The organism is Flavobacterium aquidurense (assembly GCF_001404985.1).
Lineage (GTDB): Bacteria > Bacteroidota > Bacteroidia > Flavobacteriales > Flavobacteriaceae > Flavobacterium > Flavobacterium aquidurense_B.
Window position 1 is genome coordinate 18,749 of sequence record NZ_JRLF01000007.1, and the last position, 20,221, is coordinate 38,969.

Consider the following 20,221-nt stretch of genomic DNA (forward strand, 5'->3'; position numbering starts at 1 on the left):
TAAAAAAATATGTGTCCAGCCTATTTTGATACTTACAGTTTAGTTCTAATTCTGTATCTTTGCCCATTATTTTAAACATAAAAATAATGATACAACTTCACGATAAACAATTTGTTCCGTTTATTTCGGCCAAAGAAATTGATTTTGCTTTAACTAAAATAGTTGCACAAGTAGAAGATGATTTTGGTGACGATACTCCAATTTTTATTGGTGTTTTAAATGGTGCATTTATGGTCGTTGCTGATTTTCTTAAGAAATATAAAAGTCCTTGTGAGGTTTCATTTATCAAAATGGCATCATACGAAGGAACAGAAACTACCAATACCGTAAAAGAATTAATTGGTATTAATCAGGATTTATCGGGAAGAACCGTAATTATCATCGAAGATATTATCGATACCGGAAATACGATCGAAGAACTAAAGCATCTATTTAAAGCGCAAAATGTAAAACATTTTAAAGTTGCTACATTGTTTTTTAAACCAGAGGCTTATAAAAAAGACATTAAAATAGATTATATCGGAATCAGGATCCCAAATAAATTCATCGTTGGTTACGGATTAGACTACGATGGTTTAGGACGAAACTTATCCGAGGTATATAAATTGGCAGAATAATTAAACACACACAACTATATATTCATTTAAAACTTCTTATAAAAAACAGAAGTAACAACACTCACTCATATTATGATTAATATTGTTTTATTTGGAAAGCCGGGAGCAGGAAAAGGAACTCAGGCAGAATTTTTAAAAGAAAAATACAAATTAACACATCTTTCAACAGGAGATATTTTTCGTTTTAATTTAAAAAATGATACAGATTTAGGTAAAAAAGCAAGAGTTTTTATGGACAATGGAGAATTGGTTCCTTGCGAAGTTACAACAGCAATGTTAATAGACGAAGTAAACAAACATCCTGATACAGCTGGTTTTTTGTTTGATGGTTATCCAAGAACTTTAGATCAGGCAAAAGCCCTGGATAAATTTTTACCAACGATTGGGTCAAGTGTTACAGCAACAATTGCATTAGAAGCTGATGATGAAATTTTGGTAGCGCGTTTATTAGAAAGAGGAAAAACAAGTGGTAGAGTAGATGATCAGGACGAAGAGAAAATTCGTGTGAGATATCAGGAATACAATGAGAAAACGGCTCCCCTTATTGGATATTATAAAGAACAAAACAAGTTTTATGCCGTAAATGGTATTGGAACTATTGAAGAAATTACAGAGCGATTAACGTCAGTTATAGATAATTTGTAGAAGCTTTTTCGAGCTGTGCGTTACATACCGATAGCTATCGGGACGTGAAAAGACTATTTTTCTAACCAAAAAGCGAGCTTCCTTCGGGTTGCTGTTTTCCGGTAAGAAAAATTAGTTTTTTTAGCTCAGCGCTTTTCTCTTCTGTCTGGCTATTATATTTAGGTTACAAATTGCATTTAACGAACGATTCAATAACGAATAAACCACAAATTGGAAATACTAATAATATTTTTTCTGATACTATTAAACGGAGTTTTCTCCATGTCTGAAATTGCCCTTATTTCAGCAAGAAAAAATAGACTCGAAACTGCCGCAAAAAAAGGAAACAAAAGTGCTAAGATTGCACTCGATTTAGCCAATTCGCCAAATAAATTTTTATCTACAGTGCAAATTGGAATTACCCTTATCGGGATTTTGACAGGTATTTATAGTGGGGACAAAATCACCGTAGATGTAGAAACATTTGTAAGCGGATTTGCAGTTTTAAAACCATACGCGCATTCAGTTGCAGTTGGGATTGTAGTTGTAGTACTTACATTTTTTTCCTTAGTTTTAGGAGAATTACTGCCAAAACGAATTGGATTGAATTATCCGGAATCGATTGCTAAAATGGTAGCAATGCCAATGAAGATTATTTCGATTATTACAGCGCCATTTATTTGGCTGCTTACTACATCTACAGATTTTTTATTAAATGTTTTGCAAATAAAACCTTCAGCTGATGGAAAAGTTACCGAAGAAGAAATCAAAGCAATCATAAAAGAAGGTACAGAAGGTGGAGAAGTTCAGGAAATTGAACAAGATATCGTAGAGCGCGTATTTCATATTGGAGACAGAAAAGTTAATTCTTTAATGACGCACCGTAAATCTGTCGACATGTTGCCTTTTACTGCTGATAAAGCAAAAATAAAAGAACTTGTCTTAATGGATTTACATACCGTTTATCCGGTTTACAGAGACAATTATGATGATATTGTAGGAATTGTAACCTTAAAAAATATATTTGCCAACATCGAAAGTGATCATTTCGATTTGGGTGCAATAATGACAGATCCTCCATATTTAATGGAGCAGACAACAGCATATAAAGCACTTGAGAATTTTAAGAAAACAGGAGTTCATTATGCGTTAGTTTCTGATGAATACGGTGTTTTTCAAGGAATTATTACCTTAAATGACATTCTTGAAGCTTTAGTAGGTGATGCATCTGATTTTTATAAAGATGAATTTCAACTTATAGAAAGAGAAGATGGTTCGTGGTTGGTAGACGGGCATTATTCATTACACGATTTCCTAACTTATTTTGAGTTAGACGAATTGACAAATGATTATGAAGTAAATACCGTAAGCGGAATGATTATGACTGAGCTTTCTCATATTCCAAAAGAAGGCGAAAAATTAATCTGGCAAAAATTTGTGTTAGAAGTCATCGATATGGATGGCGTAAAGATTGATAAAGTGTTGGTGAAAACACTTAAAGAGTAACGAAAATAAAATAGTTTTCATTCTCAGTTTTTAGTCGCAGTTTGCACTGAAAACTGATATTGATACTGAGAATAAAAATTTGTTTGAGGTTTTATTATGTTTCAGGTTTCAAGTTAAATGCATTGCGCAAACTTGAAACCTGAAACTTTAAACTTTAAACTATACATAAACAAAAAGAAAATGACAGAAGGAAATTTTGTAGATTATGTTAAGATATATGTTTCTTCCGGAAAGGGAGGAAAAGGATCTACACATTTACATAGAGAGAAATTTATTGAAAAAGGAGGCCCGGACGGAGGTGATGGTGGCCGTGGGGGACACGTGTATTTGGTTGGGAATAAAGGTTTGTGGACATTATTTCATTTAAAATTTGCTCGCCATATCAAAGCCGGTCACGGTGGAGATGGAGGAGGAGATCGTAGTACAGGTGCTGATGGAGAAGATAAATTTATCGAAGTTCCTTTAGGGACTGTCGTAAAAGATAAAGAAACCGGAGAAACTTTATTTGAAATCACTGAGGATGGAGAAAAAAGAATTCTTTCAAAAGGAGGAAAAGGAGGTTTAGGAAACTGGCACTTTAGAAGTTCAACCAATCAAACACCAAGATATGCTCAGCCTGGTTTGCCAGGAGTAGAAATGGATGTGATTTTAGAACTTAAAGTACTAGCAGATGTTGGATTAGTAGGATTTCCTAATGCTGGAAAATCAACTTTACTGTCTGTGTTGACTTCTGCGAAACCAAAAATTGCTGATTATCCTTTTACAACTTTAAAACCAAACTTAGGAATTGTAGCTTACAGGGATTTCCAATCTTTTGTAATTGCCGATATTCCGGGTATTATCGAAGGTGCTGCAGAAGGAAAAGGCTTAGGACATTATTTCCTTCGACACATTGAACGTAACTCAACATTATTGTTTTTAGTTCCAGTTGATACACCGGATATTAAAGGAGAATATGATATTTTGGTTAACGAATTAACAAAATACAACCCTGAAATGTTAGATAAAGAGCGTCTTTTAGTAATCTCAAAATGCGATATGCTGGATGATGAACTTAAAGCCGAATTAAAAGTAGAGCTTGATGTTGCTTTCAAAGATATTCCTTATATGTTTATTTCATCGGTAGCCCAACAAGGTTTGACCGATCTTAAAGATAAACTTTGGAAAATGTTAAACGAGTAAATAATTAAGTCGTTTTAATAACAAAAGGTGTTCTGGAAACAGAACACCTTTTCTATTTTGTTAAATTCGTAATAAAACGTAAATAAATTCCACGCATGTTCATTTTTGATGTTCTTTGAATAGATATAATTGCGAAAATGACTTATATTCGCATCACTTAAACAAAATAACATGAAAAAAGTAGTTTTATTCTTAACCATGTGCCTAATGGCTTTTCCTGTAAAAGCTGATGAAGGAATGTGGTTTTTGATGTTTATCGAAAGATTGAACCATAGAGATATGGAAAAAATGGGCTTGCAACTAACAGCCGAAGAAATTTATAGTATTAATCATCATAGTTTAAAAGATGCGATTGTGCAGTTTAACGGAGGTTGTACTGCTGAAATCGTTTCGAAAAACGGATTAGTTTTAACCAATCATCACTGTGGGTATAATGCAATTGCTGAACTTTCTACAGCAGAACAAAACTATTTGAAAGATGGTTTTTGGGCGAAGGAAAAAAGTGCTGAAATGAAACCAAAATCATTATACGTTCGTTTCTTTGTTCGTATGGATGATGTTTCTAAAAGAATTTTATCTAAAGTAAATGATAAAATGACAGAAACTGAAAGAAATAAAATTATTCAGCAAGAAATCAATCTGATCGAAAAAGAAAATAATGAAGGTGGAAAATATACCGTTTCTGTTCGTCCTTTCTTTCAGGGAAATGAATACTATTATTTCGTTTACCAGGATTATACAGATGTTCGTTTAGTTGGAACACCGCCGGAAAGTGTAGGTAAATTTGGTGGAGATACTGATAACTGGGAATGGCCACGTCAAACCGGAGATTTCTCTATGTTTAGAGTATACGCTGATAAAGATGGAAATCCAGCAGAATATTCAAAAAATAATGTGCCTTTGCAGCCTAAACATTACTTACCTGTAAGTATTAAAGGTGTAAAAGAAAACGACTTTGCGATGATTTTAGGATATCCTGGAAGAACAAACCGTTGGATGCCGGCAGGAGGAATCGAGCAAAATATAAAATTTGCTTATCCTGCGTGGGTTGAAGGTGCTAAAACCGGAATGGATGTAATGAAAAAGTATATGGACAAAGATGCAACTGTACGTTTGCAATATGCATCTAAATATGCTTCGACAGCTAATTATTGGAAAAACCGCCAGGGTATGATAGATGCTTTAACAAAAGCCGGAACGGTAGATGTTAAAACGGCCCAAGAAGATAAGTTCTATGAATGGGCAACTAAACCGGCTAATAAGGAAAAATACGAAAATGTAATTCCTACGATCAACGATTATTACAGACAAACGAACTTAAAAGCTACTCACGATAATTATTTATCACAACTTTTACGTACTTCAGGTTACGCAGCCGGCCCATCAACTCTTGGAAACGCATTAATTGCTTATTACAATGAGAATGACGCTAAGAAAGCGGAAATGCTGCCTAAGATTAATGCAATGATCGATAATATATATGGTGAATTTTATGCGCCACTTGAAAAAGATGTATTAATCGCACAGTTAAATTTATATACTTCAAAAGGAGCTGAATATGGTTTAGGTACACAAATCGCTAAAATGAAATCAGAAAACAATGGTGATTTTACGGCAGATGTTACAAAGGCAACTGAAATCAGTTATTTTACTACTAAAGAAAAAGTAGTAGCATTTATGGCAAATCCTAAACCGTTAGCAATTGTACACGATCCTTTGTATATTATATCTAATGATTTAATGACAAAATATCGTGCTAAAACAGATGATCAGATTAAATCTGATGATAGTTTTGCAACGGCTTATCGCGAATTAGTTGAAGGATTAAGAGAGTCAAAACTAAATGCGATTCAATATCCTGATGCTAACTCAACTTTGAGACTGACTTACGGAAAAGTTCGTGCTTTACCTGCAGATCCTCGTAATGATGCTACAATAAACAATTATACAACCATGGAAAGTATGGTTAAAAAGTATAAAGCAGGAGATCAGGAATTTGATTTACCAGCTCGTTTGTTAGAATTAAACAAAGCAAAAGATTACGGACAATATGCTGATAAAGCAGGATATATGCCAGTAAACTTTTTGACAGATAATGATATTACAGGAGGAAACTCAGGTTCGCCGGTTCTTAACGGAAAAGGAGAATTAATAGGGATTGCTTTTGATGGTAACATCGAAGCGATGGCTGGAGATGTTATTTTTGATCCAAAATTGCAAAGAACAATTAACGTAGATATTCGTTACGTACTTTGGATTATTGATAAATATGCCGGAGCTAAAAATATTATTGATGAATTGACTATTGTTAAGTAATATTTTTTGATTTAATTAAAAACCGTCTTGTGTAAACAAGACGGTTTTTTTTTGAGTACTTAATTATCGATAAACTAGATGTGCATGTTATATTTCATTATTTTTGAAGCATGAAAAAGCTGCTCTTCTTTTTTTTATTTGTGCCAATTTGTACTTGGTCACAATCTAATTTTGATAAAGCGGAAAAGTTATTTCATGTCAAAAAATATGACGAAGCACAAGTTCTTTTTGAAGGAGTTTTAAAAACAAAACCTTCGGATATTAAAACAATGGAGTATTTGGGAGAAATTGCAGCACATCAAAAAGAGTGGGTAAAAGGAGCTGAATATTTTAAGAAACTAAAGATTTTAAAGCCAACTGTTGCAGATTATTTTTTTAAGTACGGCGGTTGTTTAGCAATGCGAGCCATGGAAGTAAATAAGTTGAAGGCTTTTGGTATGGTTGGCGACATGAAAGAAGCGTTTGAAAAAGCTATAGAAATCAATCCAAAACATGTTCAGGCAAGATGGGCTTTGATTGAAATATATTTGCAATTACCCGGAATTTTAGGAGGTAGTGAATCTAAGGCAATTTCATATTCTAATGAACTCGCACAGTTTTCTCCAGTAGATGGATATTTGTCAAGAGGAAGAATCGAGGAATATTTTAAAAGATACACTCTAGCCGAAAAAAATTATGTGAAAGCCAATGAAATTGGTAAATCAAAAGTCACATTTCAAAAATTATATAATTTATATTTGAATAAATTAAAAGACCCTAAAAAGGCACAGGAATTGAAAAGAAAATTTGAGTCGTAATAATCAAATCTCATCCCGAAGCTTCGGGACTAAATTCGAAGTAATAATTGGAATTTAGAACTTAAAAATTGGAATTTTAAATGAAAACACATTTCATCGCCATTGGCGGAAGTGCCATGCACAATTTAGCATTAGCATTGCATAACAAAGGATATCAGGTAACAGGTAGTGATGATGCTATTTTTGAACCATCAAAATCAAGATTAGATAAAAAAGGAATTTTACCAGCTGAATTAGGTTGGTTTCCTGAAAAAATTACTGCCGATATTGAGGCTGTAATTCTTGGAATGCATGCAAAAGCAGATAATCCTGAATTGCTAAAAGCACAGGAATTGGGTTTGAAAATTTATTCTTATCCTGAGTTTTTATACGAGCAATCTAAAAATAAAACGCGTGTTGTAATTGGTGGTTCTCATGGTAAAACAACCATCACTTCGATGATTTTACACGTGATGCATTATCATAATATCGAAGTTGATTATATGGTAGGAGCACAGCTTGAAGGTTTCGACACGATGGTTCATCTAACTGAAGAAAACGATTTTATGGTTTTAGAAGGGGATGAATATCTGTCTTCTCCTATAGACAGACGTCCTAAATTTCATTTATATCAACCCAATATTGCATTGATTTCAGGAATTGCCTGGGATCATATCAACGTGTTTCCTACGTATGAAAACTATGTAGAACAATTCGAGATTTTTATTGCTAAAATTACAAATGGCGGAATTTTGGTTTATAACGAAGACGATTCTGAAGTAAAACGTGTTGCTGAAGCAGCTACGAACCCAATTCGTAAATTAGCATATTCTACTCCAAAATATAGTGTAAGTGATGGTGTAACTTTATTAGAAACTCCTGAAGGCGATATGCCAATCGAAGTTTTTGGGGGACATAACTTAAATAATCTTGCCGGAGCCAAATGGATCTGCCAAAACATGGGCGTTGACGAAGCCGATTTCTACGAAGCTATTGCTAGTTTTAAAGGAGCATCTAAGCGTTTAGAAAAAATTGCAGAAGGAAAAGGAAAAGTAGCATATAAAGATTTTGCACATTCACCAAGTAAAGTCGCTGCGACTACAAAAGCGGTAAAAGAACAATATCCTGACAGAAAATTGATAGCATGTTTAGAATTACATACTTATAGTAGTTTAAATGCTGAATTCCTGAAAGAATATGAAGGAGCATTAGAATACGCAGATGTTGCAGTAGTTTTTTATTCTCCTGATGCAGTTAAAATTAAACAATTAGAAGAAGTAACTTATGAGCAAATTGCAAGTTCTTTTAATCGTGAAGATTTGATTATTTATACCAATCCGGCAGAATTTAAAGAATATCTATTTAACTTAAATCTTGATAATTCGGCTTTATTGTTAATGAGTTCAGGAAATTACGGAGGATTAAATTTTGATGAAGTAAAAGGATTGATTAATTAGTCAATCACATTTGAAAATGAAATAATGTGCCAATTGTAATTTTGTAGTTGGCATTTTTTTTAAATACTATTTTGTAATTTATGAATGATTTTTCTTATTTTTAGATATATTAGCCCTTTAGAATATAGTAAATGAAAGCAAAAATAAATGTTGTAGAAACAACAAGCGAAAATCCGGATTTTATATCCCTGATCAAAATATTTGACACCTTTTTATGGGAACGATATCCTGAACTCAAAAAGGATTACTGGGGTAATAATTTAATAGAATTTAATGCAAATGTTATTCTGATTTATTTTGAAGGAAAAGCCGTTGCAAGTGGCTGTTTTAAAAAATATAATCAAGATACAGTAGAGTTAAAACGAATGTTTGTTTTACCTGAGGCACGAGGTTTAGGTTTAGCTCAATTAGTAATCAAAGAACTTGAAGAAAAAGCAAGAAACGAAGGTTTTGCCAATATGATTCTTGAAACCCTTTACAAGCAAATTGAAGCAATAAGTTTATATCAGAAAGTTGGTTTCACGATCATTGAAAATTATGAGCCTTACGTAGGATTGTCGAATAGTGTTTGCATGAGTAAGACTATTAAGATATTTTTGTAATGAGTACAACTTACATAGCAATCTCAGACTGGTCTGAAGAAGATCGTCCGCGCGAAAAATTAATGACCAAAGGTAAAGAGGCGTTAAGCAATGCAGAATTGATTGCTATACTTATTGGTTCGGGAAGCCGAAATGAATCTGCGGTTGATTTAAGCAGGCGCATTTTAGCCAGTGTGAATGATAATTTACACGCTCTGTCAAAATTATCTATTTTGCAATTAATGAATTTTAAAGGAATTGGAGACGCTAAGGCAATTACAATTATAGCAGCTTTAGAATTAGGCCGCAGAAGAAGATCAGAAGACGCTTCTAAATTAGGTAAAATTACTTCCAGTAAAATTGTTTTCGAGATTATGCAACCGATTATTGGAGAATTACCACATGAGGAATTTTGGGTGCTTTTTCTTAATAATTCTAATAAAGTAATTTCTAAATCTAAATTGAGTAAAGGAGGGATTACAGGAACAATTGTTGATGTTCGTATTGTTTTTAAATTAGCTATAGAAAATGGTGCTACTGCGTTGGTTTTATGCCACAATCATCCTTCAGGTAATTTAAAACCAAGCGAAGCTGATAAAGAGATTACAAAGAAACTAAAAACATCAGGAGAGCTTTTAGATGTTAAAGTTTTAGATCATTTGATTATAACTGAAACAAAATATTATAGTTTTGTAGATGAAGGAATTTTTTAGCTTATGAATACCACAATTACCGATGTTTTTTTTGATTTAGATCACACACTTTGGGATTTTGATAAAAACTCAGAGATGGCTTTTGATCGAATTTTTAAAAGTAAATTTCCAGAAATTAAAATACAGGAATTTATAGTTAAATATGCTCCTATAAATCAGGAATGCTGGAAGTTATATCAACACGATAAAATCACACATTTAGAATTGCGTTACAATAGATTAAAGTTTTCTTTTGATGCCTTAAATGTTAAGATCTCAGATGAAGATATTAATCAGATCTCCGAAGATTATATTGAATTCCTAACCGATAATAATCACCTTTTTGATGGTGCAATTGAAGTACTGGAGTATTTAAAACCAAAATATAAACTGCACATCATCACAAATGGTTTTGCCAATGTACAGGACAAGAAAATTAGCAATGCCTCACTTTCTGGTTATTTTGATACCATAACAAATTCTGAGCTTGCGGGCGTAAAAAAGCCAAATAGTATTATCTTTGATTATGCTCTAAATGTTGCTAAAGCCTCAAAAGAAAATAGTATAATGATTGGCGATTGCCTTGATGCAGATGTCAACGGAGCATTAAATGCCGGTTTGGATGCTATTTTTTTTAATGATAAAAAAGTTCATGCTCCAGAAAATATTAAACAAGTAAACCATTTATTAGAACTAAAAAAATATTTATAATTATGAGAATTAAATTTTTGTTGATTACGCTTCTTGTTTCAGTTATTGGATTTTCTCAATCCGTTAATGATTATAAAGGGGTTATTGTACCTTTGAAATATGATTTTCTTAAGACTGAAAATCAATATAGAATGTCTACAATGACAAAGGCAAATTTAAATAAAGCTGGTTTTCAGGCTTTTTATGGCAACGAAGAACTTCCTTCAGGCTTTGGTGATCGTTGTGATCTTTTGTATGTTGATGTAAAAAAAGAAAGTGGTTTTTTGATTACTAAACTTTTTATTGAATTTAAAGATTGTTACGGTAAAGTAATTTATACCTCGGAGATAGGAAAAAGCAAAGAGAAAGATTATGAAACAGCTTATAGAGAATGTCTTGATTTGGCATTTGTTTCGGTAAATGCTTTGCATTATAAATACAATGGAAAAAGTTTCACTTCTTCAAAAACAGCAACAGTTCCAACGTCTGCTCCTGTAGCAACTCAGTCCGTTGTGGCAACTGTCTCAGCTCCGGTTGCAGATATGAAAGATCCTAATTTGTTATATGCTCAACCAACAGAAAACGGATATCAGTTGATCGATAAAACACCAAAAGTGGTTATGAAGTTGCTAAAGACATCACGTCCTGATTCATTTATTGCCATAAAAGATGGTATTCAGGGATCATTAAACGCAAAAGACAATCAGTGGTTTTTTGAATATTATAAAAATGATCAATTAGTTTCTGAAAAAGTATCAGTAAAATTCTAAAATAGAATACGGTTTCAATAACCGTATTTATCTTTCCAACGGTTCTTTAAAAATTCACGATTGCTGTTCTCTCTAGAATTGCTTCCGGGATTATAAAGAACCGTTTCTTTTATAGCATCCGGTAAAAATTCCTGCTCTGCAAAATTATTGGCATAATCGTGTGAATATTTATAATCGTCACCATATCCTAACTCTTTCATAAGTTTGGTTGGTGCATTTCTTAAATGAATAGGAACAGGTAAATCGCCAGTTTGTTTTACTAATTGCTGAGCATTCCCTATTGCCATATACGATGCATTGCTTTTTGGAGAAGTGGCAAGGTAAATGGCGCACTGACTTAATATGATACGGCTTTCAGGATATCCAATAGTTGTTACCGCTTGAAAAGTATTATTTGCCATTATAAAAGCCGTTGGATTTGCGTTGCCAATATCTTCACTTGACAGAATGAGCATTCGTCTTGCTATAAATTTAACATCTTCGCCGCCTTCAATCATTCTTGCCAGCCAATAAACAGCTCCATTTGGATCGCTGCCACGAATTGATTTTATAAATGCTGAAACAATATCATAATGTTGTTCACCGCTTTTGTCGTATAAAACCGTATTTTGTTGTACTAATTCAAAAACACGATCGTTTGTTATTGTTATTTCATCACCTGAGGATGCATTAACGACAAGTTCAAAAATATTAAGCAATTTTCTTCCGTCTCCGCCAGAAAGTCGGAGCAAAGCTTCAGTTTCTTTTAAAGTGATGTTTTTAGAGGCTAAATAAGAGTCTGTTTTCATTGCCCGATGAAGTAAAGCTTCCAAATCTGCTTTTGTAAAAGCATTCAATATATAAACTTGGCAACGTGACAATAGTGCAGGAATAACTTCAAAACTTGGATTTTCAGTTGTTGCGCCAATAAGAGTAATCCACCCTTTTTCGACTGCTGCTAAAAGAGAATCTTGCTGTGATTTACTGAATCGGTGAATCTCATCAATAAATAAAATAGGATTTTTTGCCGTAAATAGTCCACCGCTTTGTTTCGCTTTTTCGATTACATCACGAATGTCTTTAACACCCGAATTTATGGCACTTAAAATATAAAAAGGACGTTTTGATTCCTGGGCAATAATTTGAGCAAGAGTTGTCTTTCCTGTTCCAGGCGGACCCCAAAAAATCAAGGATGGAATTATTCCTTTCGAAATTTGTTGCGTTAACGAGCCATTTGGTCCAACCAAATGACTTTGACTAATATAATCTTCTAATTGTTGTGGGCGAATACGCTCGGCTAAAGGTGCTTCCATTTTGTAAAATTACTATTTTCAATTTAATTTAATAGTTTTAAAGAGTTACAAATCATAACAAAGGATATTGAGATTGTAGCTGACAAAATATCAGTAAATTGTATTTGGATAGTTTTTTGATGACAAATAATTCTCTACACTCTTAAACATGAATGATAATCATTTTAAATTTTCAAATGCAGTAATTGGACTTCCTGTATTTTTTGTGCTTTTCTTGTGGATTATCTATTGGGTTCAAATTCGATTTGATTTTGATTTTTATCAAAACGGAATTTATCCCCGTGATTTTTCAGGCTTGCAAGGTGTTTTGTTTAGCCCTTTTATACATGAAAATTTAGACCATTTATATAATAACTCTATTCCGCTTTTAGTATTATTAGCAGCATTGCAATTTTTTTATCCAAAACAATCTTTTTCGGTAATTGTTTTCGGGATCTTATTTTCAGGTTTAATAACTTGGATTATCGGTCGGGAAAATTATCATATTGGTGCCAGTGGGTTAATTTATGTTTTGGTGAGCTTTATTTTCTTTAAAGGCATTCAAACCCGTTATTATAGATTAGTTGCACTTTCATTTTCGGTGGTTTTGCTTTATGGAGGAATGATTTGGTATGTTTTTCCGGATGTAGATAAAACAATTTCCTGGGAAGGACATTTGGCCGGTTTTATTACAGGATTTGCAATGTCTCTAATTTACAAAACACCTGATTATGCAAAACCTATTGTTTATGATTGGCAAAAACCGGATTTTAATCCTGAGGAGGATGCTTTTATGAAACATTTTGATGAAAACGGGAACTTTGTAAATACAGAAATTCCTGAAGAGGAAGAGAATCCTTATAACTACTTTAATTCTAATCTTTCGGTTAATTATACTATAACCAAAACAGAATCAGACGATAAAATATAAGTAGCAATATTTAAATTGATATTAAAAGAGTAATTTTGTTAATGCTCTAATTTTAATTTAAGGTGTTATGAGGAAGATATACTTAATACTTGTGGTTTTGTTGATCTTAACTAATTCAGCGTTATTAGCTCAATGTAAAATAAAAAACAGAGTACTTGCTGATGGTACAATGATGTATTATTTTGATCCCGCTGATTTTTATATAACAAAATCAAAATCATTAAAGATTAATATCGTAACAGATAAGGAACATTATTTTGTAGCCTTGCAACCATTTCCTTTTCCGTCCAGAAAAGAAGGTAAAAAAATTAAAGATGATTTAATTATTCATCTGGCTGACCAAAAACAATATAAACTAAGTCATTATGATACACAGTACAGACATAATGATTCGATTATGCAAGTGCTTTATTTAATAGATGAAAAAGATTTAATTGCTTTTTCTAAGTTTGAAGCAGTACTTGCAGAAATTAATATGCAAGGCACGGAGTTTGTGCGTGATTATACTTTTAAATTGCATAAAGATGCTATAATAAAACAATTGGCATGTTTATTAAAAGAGGATAAATAAAATACTACTCTTCAGTTGAAGCTTCGTTTTTATGGAGTAATTTTTTATTAAGATTTTTGAATAAATTATTAAAAGTTACAGTCAATGATGCTGCGTTCACAATTTGATTTTGCTCATCTCTTGGTAAAAATTCATTTGCATAAGTCAACTCGACCTGTATATCATCTGAAAATAAATAACCCGCACCAAGATTTAATCTGTTTCGATCAAAGAAACTAAGACCTGTAACTTTCGTTCCGGATTTAAAAAAAAGCTCATCTGAAGCTATTATGTAAACAACCCCTTCTCTTAATATTTTACTATTAATTGGTTTTAAATATTTTATTTGTTGACGATATCGTAAAACATTATCATAGTCCCCATCTTCATTTCGCATATGTCTTAGTTCCATTCTCATTCTGGTGCTTAAGGTGTATCCAGTTTTATGAATGTAGTATATTCCCTGTAAAGCAAATCTTATTTCGGGAGATTTAAATTGACCAATTTCCGGAACATCCTTGTTGTAATTATAAGCTAAAAAAGAAGACACCTTCCATCGGGGAGAGTAATAATAATGCCCCCAAGCTCTAATGGATCTTTGTATGTTTTGTTGAAAGATATTAGAAGAAGATTCTGTACTGCTGTAAGCGGCACCAAGATTTAATTCAGTAGACCATTTTTCATTAATAGTCCTGTTAAACTGAATCTCATTCCAAAATTGATTATAGGTAGTGGTTTGCCCATAGTTAATACTTGTAATTAAAAATATTACAAGTATTAAACTAAGTTTTTTAAGCAATATGTTTTGAATAGGTTTTAAAGACATCAATTATCATATTTGTTTGCCACCTTATTCTTTGGGTTATTTAACTTCTTTGGCGTACAGCTTCGTATAAAAATGCTCCACAAGCTACAGAAACGTTAAGAGATCCTATTGATCCAAACATTGGCAATTTTGCTTTTTCATCAACGATTTTAAGAACAGAAGGATTTATTCCTCTATCTTCAGATCCCATTATAATTGCTACTGGTTCGTTTAATGCTATGTCGTAAATATTCTGGTCTGTTTTCTCTGTTGCAGCAACTGTTTTAATTCCTGAGCCCTGAAGGTAGAAAATAGCATCTTTAATATGTTCAACTTTACAAATAGGCACATTAAATACAGCTCCAGCTGAAGTTTTAACAGTATCACCATTCACAGGTGCTGAACCCGCTTTTTGAACAATAATTCCGTTTACACCAGTGCATTCTGCTGTTCTTATGATAGCGCCAAAATTTCGTGCATCAGAAATTTGATCTAATATTAGAAATAAAGGTTTTGAACCAGAAGCGATTGTTGATTCAACTAAATGTTCTAATTCTATAAAACCAATAGGGGAGATAGTCGCAACAGCTCCCTGATGATTGTTTGGTGTTAGGCGATTTAGTTTTTCTACAGGTACATAGGAGAAATTAATGTTGGCGCGTTTCATCACTTTCATTAAATCTTTCATTAATTCTCCAGAAATTTCTTTTTGTATAAATACTTTATCAACTTCTTTTCCTGCTTGAATTGCTTCTATAATGGCTCTAATTCCAAATATTTGATGTTCTTTTTCCATGGGACAAATATAGGTATAATGTTTATATAAAAAAAAACCACTCTGAATGAACAGAGTGGTTTAATATATTTATTCGAGATAAAATTAGTTTTTATCCCACCATACTTTTGTTGTTACATTACTAACTACTGTAGCGTTAGCATTGTATTGTCTTTCGTCAGATGGAGTAGGAAGTCTTACTGGAATTACTTTTGTATCAGATTTTTGATTAGGTACTAAAGCCGGAAATCCAGTTCTTCTATAGTCATTATAAGGCTCCATTGTTAAGAAAAGAGCAATATATTTTTGTTGAATGATATTGGCAACATCAGAAGTTGCAGTTGCAGCTGCTAAGAAAGCAGGTGTTGGTGCTGCGCCAGTAACGCTGGTTACAGATGCAGTTACTGCTTGCTGTAATGCCACTAGAGCAGGTTGTCCTAATCTTGCTTTAGCTTCAGCTTCAATGAATTTAGCCTCAGCATAAGTTACAATTCCAATTTGCCAATCAGGACTAGCAAATCCTCTTTGTGACTTTGGATTTACATAACCTCCTATGTAAGATGTTTTAACTGAGTTATCATCTTCCGGAGCATTTCCTGAATAAGTTCCATTGGCATCTTTATCTACCATGAAAGGTAATCTAGGATCATTATTATTATTTAAATAATCAACAAAATACTTACCCATTTTCATGTAGTTTGCACGTTGACGATTAAAAGCATTCCATTGGTTTAATGAATTAGCCTCACCTAAAAATAATGTATTTGCATCATCATCATTAGAAGTCATATTAGCTGCAGTGATATATTGCAAAGCTTTTTGAGCAGCAATTGTACTACCTTCAACCTCTGTTAATCTCAAAGCATATCTTGCCTTTAATACACGTGCAACTTTAATCCATTTTTCAGTATCTCCGTTAAAAATGAAATCATCATCTTCTGGTACTTCTGCATTAGCACTTTCAGGTTTAGATAAATTTGCAATTGCATTATCTAATATGCTTTGTAATCTAACGTAGATTTCTTGCTGAGTATTATATTTAGGAGTCGTGTTACCTTCATCTCCATTAAAAGCTTCATCATAAGGAACATCGCCCCACATATCTGTAGCGTATCCTAAATTGATTGCTGTCAAAACCTGACCGATACCATTATAGTATGGATGAGTTGCTTCGAAATCACGGTTTAATATGTGACCGTTTACTAGAGTAGTTCCGTAAATTAAATTCCACTCATTGTTTACATCGCCCTCATTTACAGTATAAAGACCAATCGCGCCTAATTGTCCTACGTTTGTTCCTTGTAAATGTTGTGTAAAAATCCCTGAATCTCTCATTAATCCACTACTATGAGTTTGAAAAGTAGCAAGTTCCATTGCAGCTACTAGTAAAGTTGGACTAGTAGTAGTAGGGCTATTTGGATTAACGTTAAATGTATCTAATTCTGTCTGACAGCCCGCTAGTAAACTAACGCTAAAAGCTGCAAGAATTATATTTTTTATATATTTTTTCATTTTTTCTTAATTAAAATTAAAAGCTTGCGCGTAGACCCATGATGAATGATTTACTACCTGGATTATTAAAATAATCTAAGCCGTTAATACGTGATCCTGCTCCTGTTAAACTTGTTTCAGGATCAACTCCTTTATAGTTAGTGTCTAACCATAAGTTTCTTCCAGTTAAAGATAATTGTGCAGAAGATAAGAATGGAAATTGTTTTACATTGAAATCATAAGTAAGACTTACGTCACGTAATCTAACCCAGTTAACATCTGTTACGGCTTCTTCAGCAGCAGCTAAGCTACTATCTCCTTTAAAGTTTTGGTAGTAACTTTTAGCTGATATTGCAATGTCGTTAGCTGATCCGTCTTCTTTAACTCCTGGAATAATATAAGTGTGTTCTCTGTCAGCTGATGCTTCTGAAACACCAATAGTGTTCAATCTCGCGCCAGTACCATTGTAAACTACACCACCATGTCTGATATCTAATAATGCTGATAAAGTAACTCTTTTGTAAGAGAATGTATTTCTAATACCACCTGTCCAGTCTGGAGCAGAGTTTCCTAGGTTTCCAGTTTGTGGATCTAGTTTAGCTAAACCGTTAGTTCCAACAACTATTTGACCATTTGTGTCACGTAACCATTTTGTTCCGTAAAAACTTCCTAATGGTTGACCTTTAACTGCATAATAACCAATTGAAGCAAAAGCTGCTTCGATAGAAATATCATCTAAACCACCAGCAATATTTGTAACTTCATTTTCGTTTTTAGCCCAGTTTAGGTTGATGTTCCATTGAAAAGGATTGCTTTTCTTGAAGATGTCGTAACCTAATTCAAGTTCGATACCTTTGTTAACTAATTCTGCTGCATTTTTATACACTAAACCATACCCAGATGATTGAGCCAATGGCATATCAATTAACAAGTCTTTAGAAGTTTTGTAATAAAAGTTTAAATCAACTGATAAGCGATTTTCTAAAAATTTAGCACTTAAACCTAAATCATGACCTAATACTCTTTCTGGTTTTAAATCTGAGTTACCTAAACGACCAGCCGGAGCCATACCGTTTATACCATTGTAAGGGAAAGTTAATCCGTCAGTGAAACCATCTGTTAGACTTGGTTGACCAAATACACTTACTGTACGATAAGCAGCAGGAGCAATACCTACTTCTCCGTAACCATAGCTTAATTTAATGTAGTTTGACCAATCAAAAGTGTTTGATAAGATCCAAGATGCTGTTCCTGATGGGAATACTGCACTTTGTACATTATCACCGTAAGTAGATGACCATTCTTTTCTAACAGTACCTGTTAAGAAAAGTTGATCTTTAATGTCAAAATCAACTTGAGCAAATACTGCTCTAGAGATAGTATTCTCTTCTACGTTAGACGCATATAATTCTGTTGCATTTCCTAAGTTATATAAACCTCTTACGGCTAAACCTTTACCTCTTGAAAATACACTTAAGTATTGAGTAGAACGTAAGTTAAGACCAGCTGTATAATTAATTTTTAACCAGTCAGATTTTAATGGAAGTAAACCTGTAGCGATTAAATCTCCGTAATAATCTTTATTAGTAATGCTATTGAAAGCAACTTCTCCAATTCCACCTAAACTATCCCCATTTGAAGAAATAGCATATACTTGTTTACGGGCATCAGAATATGCATCGATACCAGCTTTAGCAGTTAAAGATAACCATTCAGCATGACTGTAAGTTAAAAAGATGTTTCCTAAAACACGATTAACATCACTTGTAGCAGGGTTTTCATTTACAGTAAAGTATGGGTTGTCGTATGGAGCATAATAATTTAAATTATTTCCAACTTCATCAATATAATTTCTTAGATCGTAGCTAATAGGAGAACGCATTAAACTCAACATTACTCCTGATGTATTACTACCATTTTGAGCTAAAGTATTTGTTGTGTGTGTGTATTGCATACTTCCACCAGCTTTCCAGCTTTCACTTAGTTTTAAATCTCCGGCAAATCTGATAGTATTTCTTTTCAAACCTGTCTCAGGAATCATACCTGTTTGAGTAACATTACCATAAGAAGCTCTAAAAGTTGCTTTTTGATCTCCTCCGTAGAATGAAATGTTATTCGTTTGAGTAAGACCATCTTGAAAGAAATTTCCAGCATTGTCATATGTAGGAAGCCCTAATGAAGCTGCAGAAGGTCCCCAGCTTTGTGGAGTGGTTGGATCTGGTGCAGTTCCTGCTGCTGTAGTACCTTGAATGTATTTACCTTGTCTGTTAGGTAATTGACTAACTCTGTCGATAGCTAATGAAGTACTAAAGTCAATTCCAAGACCTTTACCATTTTTTCCTTTTTTAGTTGTGTAAATGATAACTCCGTTACCAGCTCTTGCTCCGTATAATGCAGCAGCAGCAGGCCCTTTAAGGATTGTAACACTTTCAATATCACTTGGGTTAATGTCTAATGCTCTATTAGAGTTATTAATACCGGATAAGTTAGCATTAAAAGGATTGTCTCCAGCTGTAGTCTGATCTGTACTATTGTCAATTGGAATTCCATCCACTACAATTAATGGATCGGTTGAACCGTTAATAGTATTTGTTCCTCTAATAATAATTTTACTAGAAGCACCCGGAGTACCACCAGAACCAATAATCTGAACACCAGCAGCTTTTCCTGCTAATGCCTGTAGAACGTTTTGTTCACCAGACTTATTAATTTCGTCAGAAGTTACTTTTGATACAGCGTATCCAAGTTTTTTCTCATCTTTTTTGATACCTAATGCAGTTACAACTACACCTTCAAGTTCTACTGAATCATCTTTTAATTTTACATTAATTGATGTTGAACTTGCAGCTACTTCTTGAGATTTCATCCCGATGTAGCTAAATACCAAAACTTGGCTTGAAGATGCCTTGATAGTAAATTTACCATCAAAGTCTGTTTGCGTTCCTGTTTTTGTTCCTTTAACTAATACACCAACACCTGGTAAAGGCATTCCTGTATTGTCAGAAACTGTTCCAGAAACAGCTCTTTCTTGCGCGAAAGTAAGTTGCGCAACTAGTACTAATAAAAGTACTAAGAATCCATTGAACTTTAGTTTCATTTTTAAATATTTTGAATTAGTTCGACAAAAATCTTAATAATTTGTTAATCTACCTAATATAAAAAGCTTTTTTTTTAGTTAAATTATGAT

18 protein-coding genes are annotated in these 20,221 nt (G+C 33.2%); 13 read left to right on the forward strand and 5 right to left on the reverse strand.

Annotation, left to right across the window (positions count from 1 at the left end):
• The first annotated feature begins 86 nt into the window (after positions 1–86).
• From hpt to RC62_RS04395, 11 genes are all read left to right on the forward strand, one after another.
• Entirely contained in the window at positions 87–617 is a 531-nt protein-coding gene (gene hpt / locus RC62_RS04345) for a hypoxanthine phosphoribosyltransferase (protein ID WP_055093018.1), read from the forward strand.
• 72 nt (positions 618–689) lie between these two features.
• Positions 690–1,262, forward strand: a complete 573-nt coding sequence (locus RC62_RS04350) for an adenylate kinase (protein WP_055093019.1) — start codon at positions 690–692, stop codon at positions 1,260–1,262.
• Positions 1,263–1,472: 210 nt separating this feature from the next.
• A complete protein-coding gene (locus tag RC62_RS04355; RefSeq protein ID WP_082421223.1) occupies positions 1,473–2,747 on the forward strand; it encodes a hemolysin family protein in 1,275 nt (424 codons plus the stop codon).
• Between the two features lie 180 nt (positions 2,748–2,927).
• A complete protein-coding gene (gene obgE, locus RC62_RS04360; protein WP_055093408.1) occupies positions 2,928–3,929 on the forward strand; it encodes a GTPase ObgE in 1,002 nt (333 codons plus the stop codon).
• Between the two features lie 171 nt (positions 3,930–4,100).
• The gene (locus tag RC62_RS04365; protein ID WP_055093023.1) at positions 4,101–6,245 is read left to right on the forward strand and encodes a S46 family peptidase; all 2,145 of its coding nucleotides are present in this window, start codon (positions 4,101–4,103) and stop codon (positions 6,243–6,245) included.
• 110 nt (positions 6,246–6,355) lie between these two features.
• Complete coding sequence (locus RC62_RS04370; protein ID WP_055093025.1) at positions 6,356–7,042, forward strand: tetratricopeptide repeat protein; 687 nt, start codon at positions 6,356–6,358, stop codon at positions 7,040–7,042.
• Positions 7,043–7,122: 80 nt separating this feature from the next.
• Complete coding sequence (locus RC62_RS04375) at positions 7,123–8,478, forward strand: UDP-N-acetylmuramate--L-alanine ligase (RefSeq protein WP_055093026.1); 1,356 nt, start codon at positions 7,123–7,125, stop codon at positions 8,476–8,478.
• A 131-nt stretch (positions 8,479–8,609) separates the two neighbouring features.
• Positions 8,610–9,080: a GNAT family N-acetyltransferase gene (locus RC62_RS04380; RefSeq protein ID WP_055093028.1), complete on the forward strand. Its 471-nt coding sequence runs from the start codon at positions 8,610–8,612 to the stop codon at positions 9,078–9,080.
• Positions 9,080–9,772 carry a RadC family protein gene (radC, locus tag RC62_RS04385; RefSeq protein WP_055093030.1) on the forward strand — a complete coding sequence of 231 codons (693 nt, stop codon included), beginning with the start codon at positions 9,080–9,082 and terminating at the stop codon, positions 9,770–9,772. The genes RC62_RS04380 and radC overlap by 1 nt, the downstream gene beginning before the upstream one ends.
• A 3-nt stretch (positions 9,773–9,775) precedes the next feature.
• Complete coding sequence (locus RC62_RS04390; RefSeq protein ID WP_055093032.1) at positions 9,776–10,462, forward strand: YjjG family noncanonical pyrimidine nucleotidase; 687 nt, start codon at positions 9,776–9,778, stop codon at positions 10,460–10,462.
• Between the two features lie 2 nt (positions 10,463–10,464).
• Positions 10,465–11,211, forward strand: a complete 747-nt coding sequence (locus tag RC62_RS04395; protein WP_055093034.1) for a hypothetical protein — start codon at positions 10,465–10,467, stop codon at positions 11,209–11,211.
• 14 nt (positions 11,212–11,225) lie between these two features.
• On the opposite strand, the gene RC62_RS04400 is transcribed toward RC62_RS04395, so the two are convergent.
• Entirely contained in the window at positions 11,226–12,503 is a 1,278-nt protein-coding gene (locus tag RC62_RS04400) for a replication-associated recombination protein A (protein ID WP_055093036.1), read from the reverse strand.
• 148 nt (positions 12,504–12,651) lie between these two features.
• On the opposite strand from RC62_RS04400, the gene RC62_RS04405 reads away from it, so the two are divergent.
• A complete protein-coding gene (locus RC62_RS04405) occupies positions 12,652–13,413 on the forward strand; it encodes a rhomboid family intramembrane serine protease (protein ID WP_055093038.1) in 762 nt (253 codons plus the stop codon).
• 67 nt (positions 13,414–13,480) lie between these two features.
• The gene (locus RC62_RS04410; protein WP_055093040.1) at positions 13,481–13,984 is read left to right on the forward strand and encodes a hypothetical protein; all 504 of its coding nucleotides are present in this window, start codon (positions 13,481–13,483) and stop codon (positions 13,982–13,984) included.
• 4 nt (positions 13,985–13,988) lie between these two features.
• Here the strand turns inward: RC62_RS04410 and RC62_RS04415 are convergent, their stop codons facing one another.
• The 4 genes from RC62_RS04415 to RC62_RS04430 form a co-directional block, all read right to left on the reverse strand.
• Positions 13,989–14,789 (reverse strand): DUF2490 domain-containing protein, encoded by an 801-nt coding sequence (locus tag RC62_RS04415; RefSeq protein WP_055093042.1) that lies wholly within the window; start codon positions 14,787–14,789, stop codon positions 13,989–13,991.
• 40 nt (positions 14,790–14,829) lie between these two features.
• Complete coding sequence (gene rlmB / locus RC62_RS04420; RefSeq protein WP_055093044.1) at positions 14,830–15,564, reverse strand: 23S rRNA (guanosine(2251)-2'-O)-methyltransferase RlmB; 735 nt, start codon at positions 15,562–15,564, stop codon at positions 14,830–14,832.
• Positions 15,565–15,648: 84 nt separating this feature from the next.
• A complete protein-coding gene (locus RC62_RS04425) occupies positions 15,649–17,055 on the reverse strand; it encodes a SusD/RagB family nutrient-binding outer membrane lipoprotein (protein ID WP_055093046.1) in 1,407 nt (468 codons plus the stop codon).
• Positions 17,056–17,071: 16 nt separating this feature from the next.
• Positions 17,072–20,131, reverse strand: a complete 3,060-nt coding sequence (locus RC62_RS04430) for a SusC/RagA family TonB-linked outer membrane protein (RefSeq protein ID WP_055093049.1) — start codon at positions 20,129–20,131, stop codon at positions 17,072–17,074.
• Positions 20,132–20,221 lie beyond the last annotated feature (90 nt).